Source organism: Empedobacter sp. UBA5036, assembly GCF_002415215.1.
Classification (GTDB): domain Bacteria; phylum Bacteroidota; class Bacteroidia; order Flavobacteriales; family Weeksellaceae; genus Empedobacter; species Empedobacter falsenii_B.
In genome coordinates, this window is the sequence record NZ_DICC01000051.1 from 1 (window position 1) to 16,574 (window position 16,574).

17 protein-coding genes are annotated in these 16,574 nt (G+C 31.7%); 13 read left to right on the forward strand and 4 right to left on the reverse strand.

The window, feature by feature from the left end; translation table 11 throughout:
* Positions 1-24: 24 nt before the first annotated feature.
* Positions 25-492 (reverse strand): DUF4268 domain-containing protein, encoded by a 468-nt coding sequence (locus B4J88_RS08885; protein ID WP_125350185.1) that lies wholly within the window; start codon positions 490-492, stop codon positions 25-27.
* A 117-nt stretch (positions 493-609) separates the two neighbouring features.
* Between B4J88_RS08885 and B4J88_RS08890 the strand changes: the two genes are divergently transcribed.
* The 4 genes from B4J88_RS08890 (at position 610) to B4J88_RS08905 (ending at position 3,674) form a co-directional block, all read left to right on the forward strand.
* On the forward strand, positions 610-1,095 hold the full coding sequence (locus tag B4J88_RS08890) for a TlpA family protein disulfide reductase (RefSeq protein ID WP_291067360.1): 486 nt from the start codon (positions 610-612) through the stop codon (positions 1,093-1,095).
* A gap of 162 nt (positions 1,096-1,257) precedes the next feature.
* Positions 1,258-2,220, forward strand: a complete 963-nt coding sequence (locus B4J88_RS08895) for a zinc metalloprotease (RefSeq protein WP_219035149.1) — start codon at positions 1,258-1,260, stop codon at positions 2,218-2,220.
* A 97-nt stretch (positions 2,221-2,317) separates the two neighbouring features.
* On the forward strand, positions 2,318-2,773 hold the full coding sequence (locus tag B4J88_RS08900) for a GreA/GreB family elongation factor (RefSeq protein ID WP_219035148.1): 456 nt from the start codon (positions 2,318-2,320) through the stop codon (positions 2,771-2,773).
* Between the two features lies 1 nt (position 2,774).
* Positions 2,775-3,674 (forward strand): MBL fold metallo-hydrolase, encoded by a 900-nt coding sequence (locus B4J88_RS08905; RefSeq protein WP_219035147.1) that lies wholly within the window; start codon positions 2,775-2,777, stop codon positions 3,672-3,674.
* Positions 3,675-3,734: 60 nt separating this feature from the next.
* Here B4J88_RS08905 and B4J88_RS08910 read toward each other — a convergent pair whose 3' ends face one another.
* Complete coding sequence (locus B4J88_RS08910) at positions 3,735-4,676, reverse strand: NAD(P)H-dependent flavin oxidoreductase (protein ID WP_219035146.1); 942 nt, start codon at positions 4,674-4,676, stop codon at positions 3,735-3,737.
* A 170-nt stretch (positions 4,677-4,846) separates the two neighbouring features.
* On the opposite strand from B4J88_RS08910, the gene B4J88_RS08915 reads away from it, so the two are divergent.
* The 3 genes from B4J88_RS08915 to B4J88_RS08925 all read left to right on the forward strand — a co-directional run bounded on the left by B4J88_RS08915 (position 4,847) and on the right by B4J88_RS08925 (position 8,934).
* Positions 4,847-5,068 carry a DUF2795 domain-containing protein gene (locus B4J88_RS08915; protein ID WP_019976296.1) on the forward strand — a complete coding sequence of 74 codons (222 nt, stop codon included), beginning with the start codon at positions 4,847-4,849 and terminating at the stop codon, positions 5,066-5,068.
* Positions 5,069-5,196: 128 nt separating this feature from the next.
* Positions 5,197-8,319: a preprotein translocase subunit SecA gene (gene secA, locus B4J88_RS08920; RefSeq protein WP_125350181.1), complete on the forward strand. Its 3,123-nt coding sequence runs from the start codon at positions 5,197-5,199 to the stop codon at positions 8,317-8,319.
* A gap of 114 nt (positions 8,320-8,433) precedes the next feature.
* The gene (locus tag B4J88_RS08925; RefSeq protein ID WP_280037347.1) at positions 8,434-8,934 is read left to right on the forward strand and encodes a YqiA/YcfP family alpha/beta fold hydrolase; all 501 of its coding nucleotides are present in this window, start codon (positions 8,434-8,436) and stop codon (positions 8,932-8,934) included.
* Between the two features lie 46 nt (positions 8,935-8,980).
* Here B4J88_RS08925 and B4J88_RS08930 read toward each other — a convergent pair whose 3' ends face one another.
* Positions 8,981-10,339, reverse strand: coding sequence for an acyl-CoA dehydrogenase family protein (locus B4J88_RS08930; protein ID WP_291067362.1), 1,359 nt, complete (start codon positions 10,337-10,339; stop codon positions 8,981-8,983).
* Positions 10,340-10,405: 66 nt separating this feature from the next.
* A complete protein-coding gene (locus B4J88_RS08935; protein ID WP_219035143.1) occupies positions 10,406-11,362 on the reverse strand; it encodes an NAD-dependent epimerase/dehydratase family protein in 957 nt (318 codons plus the stop codon).
* Positions 11,363-11,701: 339 nt separating this feature from the next.
* Here B4J88_RS08935 and B4J88_RS08940 point away from each other — a divergent pair, with 339 nt between their 5' ends.
* The 6 genes from B4J88_RS08940 to rpsO all read left to right on the forward strand — a co-directional run bounded on the left by B4J88_RS08940 (position 11,702) and on the right by rpsO (position 16,437).
* On the forward strand, positions 11,702-13,723 hold the full coding sequence (locus B4J88_RS08940) for a M13 family metallopeptidase (protein ID WP_291067364.1): 2,022 nt from the start codon (positions 11,702-11,704) through the stop codon (positions 13,721-13,723).
* Between the two features lie 52 nt (positions 13,724-13,775).
* A complete protein-coding gene (locus B4J88_RS08945) occupies positions 13,776-14,060 on the forward strand; it encodes a rhodanese-like domain-containing protein (RefSeq protein ID WP_038333764.1) in 285 nt (94 codons plus the stop codon).
* A gap of 186 nt (positions 14,061-14,246) precedes the next feature.
* On the forward strand, positions 14,247-14,813 hold the full coding sequence (locus tag B4J88_RS08950) for an RNA polymerase sigma factor (protein WP_038333651.1): 567 nt from the start codon (positions 14,247-14,249) through the stop codon (positions 14,811-14,813).
* Between the two features lies 1 nt (position 14,814).
* Entirely contained in the window at positions 14,815-15,021 is a 207-nt protein-coding gene (locus B4J88_RS08955) for a hypothetical protein (RefSeq protein WP_038333652.1), read from the forward strand.
* A gap of 15 nt (positions 15,022-15,036) precedes the next feature.
* Entirely contained in the window at positions 15,037-15,855 is an 819-nt protein-coding gene (locus B4J88_RS08960; RefSeq protein WP_291067366.1) for a mechanosensitive ion channel family protein, read from the forward strand.
* Between the two features lie 312 nt (positions 15,856-16,167).
* Positions 16,168-16,437 (forward strand): 30S ribosomal protein S15, encoded by a 270-nt coding sequence (gene rpsO, locus B4J88_RS08965; RefSeq protein ID WP_038333654.1) that lies wholly within the window; start codon positions 16,168-16,170, stop codon positions 16,435-16,437.
* Positions 16,438-16,574 lie beyond the last annotated feature (137 nt).

Below are 16,574 nucleotides of genomic sequence, written 5' to 3' on the forward strand. Positions count from 1 at the left end.
AAGTTGTGAGACGGATTCTTTGCTTTATAATTCTTTAAAAATCTCAAAACTATCTTTGTGATCGCACCAAAATTCATCCAAATTAATCATTCGATCTTTTAGGAACGGAATAATTTGCGGCCAATCGGTTTCTCTAAAAATACTAATGTTTTCTAAACGTATTTTTATTGTCGAAATCATTTTTCCGTCTTCGTCATAATCTTCTTTTGTCCAAATCCATTTTTCGCCAAGATAATTTTCCAAAACATTTTCATATTCCTCAAACTGTTCATAGATCATCAGTTGAACTGACGGATCTGGATGCGAAATTTCAATCGAAACCTCTGCAAACTTGCGTTCGACATCCGTTCTAAAATAAACACCTTTTATATCCGTTTTGTAATTTATCCAATTAATACGCGTTCCTTCGGCATTCATCTGCAATTTCATATACGTTCCATACGAAATCCAAAAATCCTTTTTTATGCGATAAGCATCTTCTTTTGAAAACAAATTGATTATTTTTTTACAAAAATCGGTTTAATATTCTATTCAACAAAATTTCGAGAAAAATAGCTTGGATTGATTCTTGTTCTATTACATTTGAACAAATATTTTTAAAAAGTAAATATGAAACTATTTTCTTTCCTTGGTTTAATGGGAATTTTGGCTTTTTCTACTGTAAATGCACAATCTGTAGAAACTGTAAAATATGAAGCTTTGCACGAAAAAATAGCAAATTATAAAGATCAAATTGTGGTGGTTAACTTTTGGGCAACGTGGTGCGCACCTTGTGTAGAGGAGATTCCTGCGTTTATGGAAATTAATGAAAAATACAAAGACAATCCAAATTTCAAGATGTTGTTGGTTTCGTTGGATCGACCAAAAATTATCGATAAAGTAAAGAAATTTATGGTTGACAATAAGATAAATGCAGAAGTTGTTTTGTTGGATGATACCAAACGGATGAATGAATGGATTCCTTCTTTCGATTCCAAGTGGGGTGGAAATATTCCTGTTACAATTATTTACAATAAAGGAGAAAAAGTTGTTTTTCATGATCAAGCCATGACCAAATATGAACTGGAGGATGAAATCAATGAAATTCTTCCATAAAATCAGATGTGATATTTTTTCAATTTAACTTCCATTCTTGCAAACTATTATGTACCTGTAATTGTTTCTATTGTTAAAATATGATTTTATTCATGTTTTTAATAAATATTATTGTATTTTTAGTAGACACTAATTAAATAACACTAATTAAATAACAATAATATGAACAAACTTATCTTTACATTAGCTACACTTGCTGTATTCACAGCTTGTAGTGATGACACTAAAAACGAAATGGATCCTCAAGCAGAATCTGCTAATCAAAAAGTTGCAAGTCGAACGTGCGCTTCTGATGAAGTTTTAAAATTACAGCTATCAGAAAATCCTAATCTGGCCTCAAAAATGGCAGATATTGAAGCCCATGCCCAAAACTTTGAAAAAATGCAAGGAAAACTAGTCAATGGAACTATTGTTATCCCTGTTGTTGTAAATGTTTTGTATAAAACGGCCGCTGAAAATATTTCTTTAGCTCAGATTCAATCTCAAATTGATGTTTTAAATAAAGATTTCAATGCACAGAATGCTGATTTTTCACAGGTACCCGCTTTGTTTTCAAATGTAAAAGCAAATGTTGGGATTAAATTTGAATTAGAAACGGTGAACAGAAAACAAACAACAAAAACTTCTTGGGGAACAAATGATGCCATGAAGAAAAGTACAGGAATTCTGCCAACTTCCCCTACAACAAAACTTAATTTATGGGTTTGTACAATCGGAAGTGGTATTCTGGGTTATGCACAATTTCCCGGGGGTAGTTCTGCAACAGACGGAGTGGTAATTGATTCAAGATATTTTGGAAATACAGGAACAGCAACTTACCCGTTCAATTTAGGGAGAACAGCTACTCATGAAGTTGGGCACTGGATGAATTTACGTCACATTTGGGGAGATGGTGGTGGATGTCTAACAGATTATGTGAACGATACGCCTTATCATAATGCACCAAACTATGGTGTCCCTGCATACCCTCATTATAGTACATGTTCAGGATCTCCTGTCGAAATGACCATGAATTATATGGATTATAGTGACGATAGAGGATTATATATGTTCTCTGAAGGACAAAAAAGTAGAATGTTATCTATTTTCAGTCCGGGAGGTGCACGCTATAGCTTCGCTCAATAACATCAGGATAATTAAATATAGTAGTAAAAAACTCTTGAATGAATAGTTCAGGAGTTTTTTATTTTTTGTAAGTTTATCTAAACTTAAAACTACAAAAATGAATAAAAAACATATCAGAAAAGATGTCATTCAGCATCTTATTCAACTTAAACAAGATGAAATAAACGCCTTAAAAGAATCGGAGCGAATTTATACTGAAAGTGCTGATTTAGATGAAGAATCGAGTTTAGAGCTTGATGATTTTGCACAACAAAGTCAGTCGACAGATTCCGCCAGAAATTTACAAATAAGAATTAATCAAGCAACAGAAGATTTAAATAACTTCAGAGTACTTCGCCCTGAGTTGATTGATGAAATAACGGAAGGAAATGTTGTTTTGACTGACAAAGTTAATTTTGTTATTGGTTTATCTTTCAAAGATTTCGAATGGGAAAATAAAAAGTTTGTAGGAATTAGTACACAAGCACCTATTTTTGAAGCGTTGGTTGGAAAACGAGCCGGCGATAAAATAGAATTTAATGGAATAAAATATACCATAGAAGAAATATTATAGCATGCCAAAAATACATACAATAGACCTGAATTTTCAAAATGAAAAGGAAGCTATCGCAACTTATTTAATCGAAACAGAACAGGGACCGGTTTTAGTCGATCCGGGCCCATACTCCACTTTCGAAAATCTGAAAACAGGAATAGAAGCTTTAGGTTGGCGGGTAATCGATATTGAAAACATATTAATTACACATATTCATTTTGATCACGCTGGTGCTGCATGGAAATTTACAGAACATGGCGCAACAATTTTTTTAAATCCGATTGGTTTACCGCATCTGAAAAATCCTGAGAAATTGTGGGAATCTGCAAAAATGATTTATGGTGACGATATGGATCGTTTGTGGGGAGAAATGAAACCAATTGACGAAGAATATTTGGTTGGTTTGGCAGATGGACAAAGTGTGGAGTTTGGTGATGCTGTTTTTCAGACTGTTTATACGCCTGGACATGCTGTTCATCACAATGCTTATGTGTTGGACGATGTTATTTTTACAGGTGATGTAGCGGGGGTGAAGATAGAAAATGGACCTGTTTCGCCTCCTTGTCCGCCGCCAGATATTAATATTGAATTGTGGAAAGAATCGATTGCTAAATTGAGAAAAATTAATGCAAAAGGAATTTATCCGACGCATTATGGTTATCACGAAGATTTAGAAAATCATTTTGATCAATTAGAAAAAGCTTTAGATGATTGGTCAAATTATATCAAACCGATGTATGATGATAAAATTCCGACCGAAGAAATTGTCCCTGTTTTTGTCGATTATGTCACAAAAAACTATAAAGACTTAGGTTTAACAGAAGATCAAATTCAGGTGTATGAATATGCCAATCCATGCTGGATGTCTGTTAATGGACTAATGCGTTATTGGAAATTAAAAGAACAAGGAAGATTATAAAACGAAAAGCTGTCAAAAATTTTTGACAGCTTTTTTATAGTGTTTAAAACTGAACGATGATTATAATCGAATTAATTTATCTTTTGCAACTTGATAATCTACTAATAAATCGTCGAAAACTTCTGCAACTGTCGGAATAGAATCGATTAATGACGAAACTTGACCAATTTCTAATTCTCCATTTACCAAATCGCCTTCAAACATTCCTTTCTTAGAACGTCCTCTACCCAAAAGTTCTTTCAAATCTTCTGCGGTTGTGCCTTGTTGATATTTTTCTTGAACTTGATTATAAAACTCATTTTTAATCAATCGAACAGGAGCCAATTCTTTCAATGTAAGTTGCGTGTCACCTTCTTGCGCATTTACAATCACATCTTTGAAAGCTTGATTAGCAGAAGATTCCTGAGTTGCAGCAAAACGAGAACCAATTTGTACTCCATCTGCACCTAATGCAAATGCTGCTAAAATTTGAGAACCTGTTCCAATTCCTCCAGCAGCAATTAATGGAATATCGATTTGACGTTTCACATTCGGAATAAGACAAAGTGTAGTGGTTTCTTCTCTGCCATTATGTCCGCCAGCTTCAAAACCTTCTGCCACGACAGCATCCACTCCTGCATCTTGAGATTTTAATGCAAATTTGGCACTACTGACAACATGTGCAACAGTTATTCCTTCTTTTTTTAAAGTTTCTGTCCACGTTTTTGGATTTCCGGCAGAAGTAAAAACAACTTTTACACCTTCCTCCACAATAATTTGCATAATTTCTTCAATATTCGGATAAAGCATTGGAACATTAACGCCAAAAGAATGATTTGTAGCAGCTTTACACTTCTTTATATGCTCGCGTAAAACATCAGGATACATGCTTCCAGCACCTATTAAACCTAGTCCTCCAGCATTACTTACAGCTGACGCTAATCGCCAACCACTATTCCAAATCATACCACCTTGAATAATTGGATATTTTATTGCAAATAATTTTGTTATATTCGTGTCCATTTTCGTTATATTTAGGCATAAAATTAAATAAATATAGAGAACGAAAAAATTTAATTTTAACATAAATACTGACAGTTTGACTTTGGCAGATTATTTGATTTGCAAAAAATCAAATTTTAGAAAATAAATTAGAGTTTAATTGTCTCTACTAATAATAAAAAATATAAGCTATGTATTGGACTTTAGAATTAGCATCTTATTTAAGTGATGCACCTTGGCCAGCAACAAAAGATGAATTAATTGATTACGCAATTCGTACTGGTGCACCTTTGGAAGTTGTAGAAAACTTACAATCTATTGAGGATGAAGGAGATTCTTACGAAAGCATTGAAGAAATTTGGGCTGACTATCCAACGGATGACGATTTCCTTTGGAACGAGGACGAATATTAAAAATAAAAAAGCCCAAATTGGGGCTTTTTTCGATTCTATAATCTATAACTAACATAGTTAACGTATATTTGCATCTTAATTAGTCTCAAATATATTGTGGCTAATTTTGACGAAGAACGCAGAAAAATATGAATATTTTAAACAAAATTTTACAAGGTTTCTTAGGTGATAAGAATGCCAAAGATGTAAAAGAATTACGAAAATATGTTGACTTAGCGAATGAAGCTGGTCAAAAGCTTAGTTCATTATCAATTGATGAATTAAGAGGGCAAACTTTAGAGTTTAAAGCTAAATTAGCTGATGCGACTAAAGATTTCAAAACTCAAATTGAAGAGTTAAAAAAACAAGTTGAGGAAACAGAAGATTTTGGTGTAAAAGAAGATTTATACGCTAAAATTGATAAAATCAATAAAGAAGCATACGAAGTAGAAGAGAAGATTTTATTAGAAATCTTACCAGAAGCTTTTGCTGTAATGCGCGAAACAGGGAAACGTTTTACTGAAAACGAAACGTTAGAAGTGACAGCTTCTGAGTTTGATAAAGTTTTGGTAAATCGTGGACACGATTTCGTTTCTCTTAAAGATGATAACACTGCAATCTGGAAAAACTCTTGGGATGCAGCTGGTCGTCAAGTAACATGGGATATGTCTCATTACGATGTTCAGTTTATTGGTGGTACGGCTTTACACTTAGGTCGTATTGCGGAGATGCAAACAGGGGAAGGTAAAACGTTGGTTGCAACTTTACCAATTTACTTAAATGCATTAACTGGTCGTGGAGTTCACTTAGTAACGGTGAATGATTACTTGGCAAAACGAGATATGGCGTGGATGCGTCCAATTTTCTCTTTCCATGGTTTATCAGTAGATTGTATTGATAATCACCAACCAAACTCTCCAGGTCGTCGTGATGCGTATGCATCTGATATTGTTTATGGAACAAATAACGAATTTGGTTTCGATTATTTACGTGACAATATGGCAAACACGCCAGATGCTTTGGTGCAACGTGAATTAAATTTTGCGATTGTCGATGAGGTCGATTCAGTTTTAATTGATGATGCTCGTACACCATTGATTATTTCTGGTCCAGTTCCACAAGGAGATCGTCACGAATTTGATGTATTAAGACCAAAAATTGATCGTTTATATCAAATGCAACGTGAGATGTTAGGAAAAACATTAAACGAAGCAAAAACATTATTCAAACAAGGAGATTTAAAAGAAGGTGGTTTCAAATTATACCAAGTTTACCGTGGTTTACCAAAATATAAACCATTAATCAAATTCTTATCTCAAGATGGTATTCGTGCTCAATTACAAAAAACAGAAGCGCATTTTATTCAGGATAATAACCGTGAAATGCCAAAAGTTGACGAGCATTTATACTTTGTTATTGATGAAAAACAAAATCAATCAGATTTAACAGATAAAGGAATCGAGTATTTGTCTAAAGGAATGGAAGATGAAAATTTCTTCATTTTACCAGATGTTTCGACAAATATTGGAGCGATCGAAAATTCAGGAAAAACTAAAGAAGAAATTCTTCAAATGAAAGAAGAATTTTTCCGTGATTTCTCAATCAAATCTGAGCGTATCCATACTTTAAGCCAATTGTTAAAAGCATATACATTATTCGAAAAAGATATCGAGTATGTTGTGGTTGAAGGTGAAGTAAAAATCGTTGACGAATCGACAGGTCGTATTATGGATGGTCGTCGTTATTCGGATGGATTGCACCAAGCAATTGAAGCGAAAGAGAATGTAAAAATTGAAGCAGCTACACAAACGTTTGCGACAATTACATTACAAAACTATTTCCGTATGTACAATAAGTTAGGAGGTATGACTGGTACAGCGGAAACTGAGGCAGGTGAGTTCTGGGAAATTTACAAATTAGATGTTGTTTCTATTCCAACAAACCGCCCAATTTTACGTAACGATAAAAACGATATTGTTTTCAAAACAAATCGTGAAAAATATAAAGCAGTAATCGAGGAAATTGTTCGTTTATCTCAAGATGACAAACGTCCAGTTTTAGTTGGAACAACTAATGTTGAGATTTCTGAGTTATTATCAAAAGCATTAAAATTACGTGGAATTAATCACAATGTTTTAAATGCAAAATTACACAAAAGCGAGGCTGATATTGTAACAGAAGCTGGTAAACCAGGAGCTGTAACAATTGCAACGAATATGGCTGGTCGTGGTACCGATATTAAATTAACGAAAGAAGTAAAAGAATCTGGAGGTTTAGCAATTATTGGTACTGAACGTCACGATTCTCGTCGTGTAGACCGTCAGTTACGTGGTCGTGCTGGTCGTCAAGGAGATCCAGGATCATCTCAATTCTTCGTTTCATTAGAAGATTCATTAATGCGTTTATTCGGTTCAGAAAGAATTGCAAAATTAATGGACCGTATGGGACACAAAGATGGTGATGTGATTGAACATTCTATGATTACAAAATCTATCGAGCGTGCACAGAAAAAAGTAGAAGAAAATAACTTCGGTATTCGTAAACGTTTGTTAGAGTATGATGATGTAATGAATAAACAACGTGAAGTAATTTACAAACGTCGTCACAATGCATTGTTCGGAGATCGTTTGGAAGTTGATATTGCAAATATGATTTATGATGTTGCGGCTTCTGTTGTAAAATCTAACAAAGATTTCGAAGATTTTGATCAATATGAATTAGATTTAATTAAATTCTTTACAATGGGAACTCCTGTTACTGAAGATGAATTTAGATCTAAATCAATCAAAGATTTAACAAATATTACGTACGACGCAGCAATTGAAGATTACAAAGCACGTATGAAATATGTTGCAGAAACAGCTTTCCCAGTAATTTCGAATGTTTTCGAGAATCAAGGACATATGTTCTCTCGTATTCAAGTACCATTTACAGACGGAATTCGTCAAATGACAGTTGTTTGTGATTTGAAAGAAGCATACGAATCTCAAGGTAAAACTTTAATAAAAGATTTCGAAAAATCAGTTGTATTAAGTTTGATTGATGATAACTGGAAAGAGCATTTACGTGATGTTGATGATTTACGTAAAACGTCTCAAAATGCGGTTTACGAGCAAAAAGATCCGTTGGTTGTTTACAAACAAGAATCTTTCCATATTTTCCAAAGAATGTTGGATACAGTGAACAAAGAAATTATTTCGTTCTTGTTCAAAGGAGAATTACCAAATACTCAAAAAGAAGAATCTGTAGAGGAAACTGAATCAGTAAACTAAAAAGATTTTTTTATATAACTTTAACCCTTTCTGAAATTTTCTGAAAGGGTTTTTTAGTATTTTTACATTAACTACTGAAAGTTTTCAGTATCAAATTATTAAAATTTTAAACAAATGAAATTTGCATACTTACACGGCTACCAAGGTTTTGTAACAGATGAAAAGAGAGAATATTTAGATTCTTTGGGAGAATGTTATGCACCATCAATTGATTACGATAATGCTCCAACTTTGATTCAAGATTTGATTGAACATTTTACAAAGGAACCAATCGAATTTATTGCAGGGACAAGTTTAGGCGGAATGATAAGTTATTATTTGGGATTATTGTTAAATGTTCCAGTTTTGATGTTTAATCCTGCTGTAATAGCGGTAGAACGTTTAAAACCTTTTTTGCCAGAACAATTATTAAAAGGAGTTCCAACAAAATCAAATTTAATTTTTACAGGATTAAAAGATGATGTGATCGAACCAAAATTTCAGATTGAATTTGTAGAAAATCTTCAAAAACAAAACGGAAATATCGAACAGATTTTTGATGCTGAAATGACACATTTAATCACATTAGAAGAATTCGAAAAAGCTTTTGAAACTTTTTTGGAGAACAAAAAGTAGATAAAAAATCCCAATAAATTAATTTATTGGGATTTTTAAATTTTATTTATACAAACGCGCTAAATCCTGTGATAGATCGACCTACAATAAGCGAATTGATTTCTTTTGTGCCTTCGTAGCTGTAAATGGCTTCGGAGTCGGCAACAAAACGAGCGACGTCATGCTCTAATAATATTCCATTTCCGCCCATTACTTCTCGTGCTCGTGAAACGACATCGCGTGTTCTCATTGTACAAAAAACTTTAGCTAAAGATGCGTGTTCGTCTAGTAAAATTCCCTCGTCTTGCATTTCAGATAAGCGAAAAACTAAAGTTTGCATTGCTGTTAAATTAGATAACATTTCTACCAAATGTCCTTGTATCATTTGAAAAGAAGCAATTGGTTTTCCAAATTGTTTTCGATTTCGAGTGTAATCCAAAGCGCTTTCATATGCTCCACGAGCGCATCCAGTTGCCATCCAAGCAACTCCAGCTCTCGTCATTCGCAATACTTTTGCCGTGTCTTTAAATGAATTAGCATTTTGTAAACGATTTTCTTCTGTAATTAAACAATCTTTCAGAGTAATCAAGCCATTCTGAACAATTCGTAAAGCCATTTTTCCTTTAATTTTTTCTACAGAAAAGCCAGGATTATTATTCTCGACAATAAAACCTTTTACTTCACCATCATCTAAATCCCTTGCCCAAATAATCACTAAATCTGCAAAAGTCGCATTTCCAATCCATTTCTTTTGACCGTTTAAAATCCAACCTTCTTCTGTTTTTTTACACGTTGTTGTTAAACCTCCTGCCGCACTAGAACCAACTTCGGGTTCAGTTAATCCAAAAGCTCCAACTTTATCAAATTTTTGCATTTGTGGTAACCATTTTGCTTTTTGTTCTTCCGATCCACACATATAAATTGATCCCATAGACAAACCAGATTGTACGCCAAAAAAAGTTGCAATCGAAGCATCTACACGAGCCATTTCCATAGCCAAAACGCCTTCCATAATAAAAGGTAAATTTGGACAACCATAACCATCATAAGTGACGCCACAAATGTTGAGTTCTTTAAATTTTGGAATTAATTCAAAAGGAAATTGATCGCGAAGCCAATAATCATTAACAATTGGTTTAACTTCTTTTTCCATAAAAGCTCTTACTTTTAATTGTAATTCACGCTGTTCTGGAGTTAAAGTGTGAAAAACATCGTAGAAATCACCATCAATTGGAGGAAGTTCTTTGTGTTTTTTATTTGGATTTAACATTTTCATCATTCCTTGAAGTTGTTTATCATCAAGTTTAGAAAAGTTTTCCATTAAAAGAGGTAAATCTACTTTTTGAGAAATTTTATTTAATTGCTCTAAATTAACAGATTTTAGTAGATGGACGATATTTTTTAAATTAGAAAATGCTCCTGACATATTTTGTGGTTTTTTAACCAAAAATTATCAAAGAGCATTCCTAAAATATTGTATTGTAAGAAAAAATTAAGCTTTACCTAATTTTATTTTCAAATTGTCTAACATTGTAGTTGTCATTTTATCGATATCAAATTTTGGTTCAAATCCCCAATCTGCTTTTGCAACAGAATCATCGATAGAAGACGGCCAAGAATCTGCAATAGCTTGACGGAAATCTGGTGCATAATCGATTGTGAAATTTGGAATATGTTTTTTGATTTCTGCTGCTAAATGTTCTGGTGCGAAGCTTAAACCTCCTAAATTATAAGATTTAAATTCACCTAATTGTTTTGGATCAGCAGACATTAATTCAATAATGGCATTTATTGCATCATCCATATACAACATTGGTAAATAAGTTCCTTCTTTCAAGAAAGAAGTATATTTTCCATCTTCAATTGCTTTGTAATAAATATCAACTGCATAATCTGTAGTTCCACCTCCAGCAGGAGTTTTCCAAGAAATAAGACCAGGAAAGCGAACAGAACGAACGTCTACATTATGATTTTGTTGGTACCATTTGCACCAATATTCTCCTGACAATTTGGAAATGCCATAAACTGTAGAAGGAGTTTGAATTGTATTTTGTGGTGTATTGTCTTTTGGTGTATCTGGACCAAAAACACCAATAGAAGAAGGCCAAAAGATTTTATCGATTACTTTATCTTTCGCTAATTCAAGGAAAGTAAGCAAAGTGTCCATGTTTAATTTCCAACCAAACATTGGATTTTTTTCAGCTGTACCAGAAAGTAGAGCCGCTAAATGATAAACAGTTTTAATATTGTGTTTTGCAATGACTTCTTTTATTCGATCAGCATCCATTACGTCAATTACTTCGTAAATTCCGTCGTAATCAACATCTTTAGGATCACGTATATCAGAAATAATTACATTATTTTTTCCATGAATGGTTTTTAATTTCTCAGCCAATTCAGAACCAATTTGTCCTAAAGCGCCGGTGATCAAAATCGTATTGGTTTCCATCTTAAAAAGTTACTTTTGTTTGGTTCCAAATTTAAAGATTTTCTATTGAATATGGATATAGTAAAATAATATTTAGATATTAATAAAGAAATCGATTGTTTTTTGTTAAATATATAAATATGGAATGATATATATAGAAAAATTTTCTGTTTTAATAAGCTTTTTACAATATAAAATATCTTAAATGATAAAGAGTTTTGGTTTGAAAGTTTTAAAAATGTTAATCTTCCTCTTCAAAAGTGTCAAAAATTGCACGAATAATTAATACTTTATTTAGTAAATTTGTAACAAAGGTCGTATTAATTTCGACATATCATATCAAAAATACTTAGTAGAAATATGAAAAAACAACTATTTGTTGCTGCATTTGCATGTACTTCTGTTTTAGCAATTGCGCAAGAATCATATCAGGCTTTTAATCCAAATTATATGGATAAGTCTGTTCGTCCACAAGATGATTTATATAATTATGTAAATGGTAATTGGATGAAAATTACAGAAATTCCATCTGATAGAGCAAGATGGGGAAGTTTCGATGAATTGAGAGAGAATACAGATAAGGTTTCTTTGAAATTGGTAAAAGATTTATTGAATAATAAATATGCTCAAGATTCTAATGAACAAAAAATTTCTGACTTATACTCAGCTTACACAAACATGGAAGCTAGAAATAAAACAGGAATTGCTCCAATTCAGAAATATTTTAAGCAAATTGATGCAATCAAAAATTTGACAGATTTACAAGCGTATTTAACAGAAGTTACTCCAATTGGAGAGAATCCATTTTATGGTGTTTCTGTTTATACTGATATGAAAAATAGTACGCAAAATGCTGTTTATTTAGGAAGTGTTGGATTAACTTTAGGTAAAACATATTACCAAAAAGAGGATGCCAAAAATACTGAAACTTTAGCTAACTTAAATCAATATATCGATCAAGTTTTTCCTTTTACAGGATCTAAAACTCGTGATTTAAAAGGACCAAAAATTGTTGCTTTCGAGAAAATGATGGCAAAATATATCAAAACTGTTGAAGAAAGCCGTGATCCAAATAAATCTTATAATTTAGTAACATTATCGGAAGCAGGAGCTTTTTCTAAGAATGTTGATGTAGTGAAGTTTGTAAAGTCTTTCGGAATTAATCCTGACAAAGTAATCATCCGTGAATTAGATTATTACAAAAATTTAGATAAAATCATAAATCAAGAGAATTTACCAATCATCAAAGATTATTTGAAATTCAAATTGATTGATTCTTTTTCTAATTCTTCTACAACTGAATTAGAAAAAATTAATTTTGACTTCTATGGTAAAAAATTATCTGGTCAAAAAGAACAAAGAGCTTTAGATAAAAGAGGTTTGGCTTATGTAAATGGAACAGTTGGTGAGTTATTAGGACAAATTTATGTGAAAGATAATTTTCCACCAGAGGCAAAAGCAAAAGCGCAAGAATTGATTAGTTATTTATTTAAATCGTTTGATATGCACATCAATAATTTAGAGTGGATGTCAAAGGATACAAAAGTAAAAGCAATTGAAAAGTTAAATAAATTTACGGTTAAAATTGGTTACCCTGATAAATGGAAAGATTATTCAGGATTTGAAGTTAAATCAATTAAAAATGGAGGATCTTTAATTGAAAATAATTTAGCTTACAGTCAATGGAGATTCCAAGATAATTTGAAAGATTTTGGAAAACCAGTAGATAAAACACGTTGGGGAATGTCTCCACAAACAGTTAATGCTTATTTTAATCCAACAAATAACGAAATTGTATTCCCAGCAGCAATTTTACAAGCACCATTCTATGATTATAGAGCAGATGCAGCTGTAAACTTTGGAGGAATTGGAGCAGTTATTGGTCACGAAATTTCTCATGGATTTGATGATTCGGGAGCTAAATTTGACGGAGATGGAAATTTAGTGAACTGGTGGACACCTCAAGATGAAGAAAAATTTAAAGCAGCAACAGGTGCTTTAGCAAGACAATATGATGCTTACGAACCAGTAGCAGGAACACATGTAAATGGAATTTTTACATCTGGAGAAAATATTGGAGATTTAGGAGGAGCTTCTGTTGCTTTTGATGCTTTGCAAATGTATTTAAAAGATAAAGGAACTTACGGAAACATAGATGGATATACTCCGCAACAACGTTTCTTCTTATCTTGGGCAACTATTTGGAGAACAAAAGCGACTGACGAAGCTTTAGTAAATCAAGTGAAAACAGATCCACATTCTCCTGGATATTACCGTTCTTTTGGACCAATCGTTAATATTGATGCGTTCCACGATGCGTTTAAAACAAAACCAGGAGATAAATTGTACAAAGCACCAAAAGACCGTATTAGAATTTGGTAAGATGCTTGGCAAAATTATTGATTGGATAAAAAATAGAAATAGAATTATTAAAATGACAACAGTTGAAGCAATAAACAATGCTAATGTAACATTAGTGGATGTTCGTGAGCCTTTTGAATTGGATACAGATGGATTTGTTCCAAATGCAATCAATATTCCATTAGGAGAAGTTCCTACAAGAGTAGAGGAATTTAAAGCAATGTCAAGACCTATAGTAGTTTTTTGTAGAAGCGGTAACCGTTCAGGTCAAGCTGCACAATATTTGCAAGCGCAAGGTGTAGACGAAATTTTTAATGGAGGAGGTTTTCAAGATGTCTTAGATGTTTTGGAGAAATAATTCGTAATTAATTATTATTCATAAAAAACCGATAAATTTTTATTTGTCGGTTTTTTTTGTATATTATTGTATTTTAAATAGATATTCGATTAAATTAAAATTATTTAATTTTTTTTGATAAAAAAAGCTAAAAAAATGAGTGACCAAATAAGAATAGGTGTGTCATATTAAATGTAAGCAGTTAAAATGTCAAAAGATTCTATAGAAAATATTGCAGATGACATTTTGGTGTATAAGATTGTCGAAACAAAAAATCAGCATTTGTTCGGTATATTGTATGATAGGTATGCACATACGGTATATAATAAATGTTTGAGTTTTGTAGAGGATCAAGCTGAGGCACAAGATATGACGCACGATATATTTGTAAAGTTGTTTGTAAAACTGAAAACATATCAATCAAAATCTAAATTCTCTACTTGGTTATATTCTTTTACATATAATTTTTGTGTCAATCATGTGCAACGAAAGATAAAAGAAGAAAGAAAAAATTATTCGGTAACGGATGATTTGGTTGATAACTATAATGATGAAATTATTGATGACAAAGAAATTTTTGAATTAAAAATCGAAAAACTAACGCAGTCCCTAAAGGAGTTGGATGTCGAAGAGAAATCTATATTACTCATGAAATATCAAGATGAATTTTCAATCAAAGAAATTTCAGAAACTTTAGAGATTGGTGAAAGTGCAACTAAGATGAGATTGAATAGAGCAAAAAATCGTTTACTAAAAATTTATAACGCTTTGTAAAATGGAAAATCCTTTTAAGACTATACTAGCCAATGAAAAGCTTCCAGAAACAATAAAACAAAAAGTTATGGATGATGTTGCTTTAATAAAATTATCGTTGGAGGTAGCCGATTTGGTTTCAGTAAAATATCCAAGCACAATTGGAAATTTCTTCGGAATCGGAAAAAAATCAACTAACAAACCGAACAAAAAAGATAAAGAAGGTTAACTATAAATAGATTATATGAATATAGGTTTAAATTTTAGCTTGTTAGAAAGTTTATATCAAGAAATGGTACTCGTTTTTCCTAAAGTTGTAGGAGGTATTATATTCATTATCCTGTCATATATCTTGCTAAGATTGATTCTAATATTGACTAAGTGCATATTAAAATTATCTAAGATAGATAAATTAAAAAATGCTTTAAACAACAGTGAAGCGTTGAAAAACTCCTCTATTGAAATAGATCCTTCTAAGATTATTTTACAATTTGTACGATTGTTTATTATTTTGTTAATCATTATTATAGGATCTGATATTTTTGGATTAACAGTCGTTTCTAACCAAATAGGAAGAATTGTAGATTATCTGCCACAATTTTTTAGTGCAGTGTTAATATTTGCTGGAGGATTTTATTTGGCTAACTATATCAAAACTTTTTTAAGAAGTTTAATTAAATCAATTGATTTAAACGGAGCAAATATTATTAGTAATATCATTTTTTATATCATCCTTATTTTTACGATAATTACTTCATTAAATCAAGCAGGTGTTAATACAGAGCTAATTACAAATAATCTGTCATTAATTTTAGGATCAATATTTTTGACATTGGCAATTGCATTTGGATTAGGTTCTAAAGATATTATTTATAGATTATTATTGTCGTTTTACACAAATAGGAATTTTGAAATTGGACAAAAAGTAATCATAGAAGATGAGACAAAAGGCGTGATAATTGCAATTAATAATATATGTATGACAATACAAACAGAAAATGAAAAAATTGTGTATCCGATAAAAGTTATCACGAATAAAAAAATACGAATTATAGAAGATTAATCTTACCTACCCAAACCTATTTTTAATAATTATTAACCAACCTATTAATTACTTATTAAAAAACTAAGCCGACTTTTAACCTACCAACCAAAAATCGTGAAAGCAAGTCTTTTACAACTAACAAACCTATCTGATTTAGTAGAAAATTAAAACATCACTTTCTATTATCTATCTAAATCAAACTAAACCAAATTTTTAAAAAGTGACCGAATTAACCAATCGGTCACTTTTATTTTTGTACAAAGTTTATTATTTCATATAATAGTTGTACATTTGCACCTCATTACATAATAATTATTAAATAATATTGGCATGTACTTAACATCAGAAGTAAAAAGCGAATTATTCGCAAAGCATGGTAAATCTGCAACAGATACAGGATCTGCAGAAGGGCAAATCGCATTATTCACTTACAGAATTAACCACTTAACTGGTCATTTGAAAAAAAATCACAAAGATTTTAATACAGAAAGATCATTAGTTATGTTAGTTGGTAAGCGTAAAGCGTTATTAAACTACTTAAAGAAAAAAGATATCACAAGATACCGTGCGATTATCGCTGAATTAGGATTACGTAAGTAATTTTAAACACAATATAAAAGGGCAATTACGTAGAAATTGCCTTTTTTTTTGTTATAAATTAAAATAAGATATTTATCTTTATATAATGCAGTTAAAGCAAACGGCTTTAACTTTAGACGAATTAAATACTAAGAAGA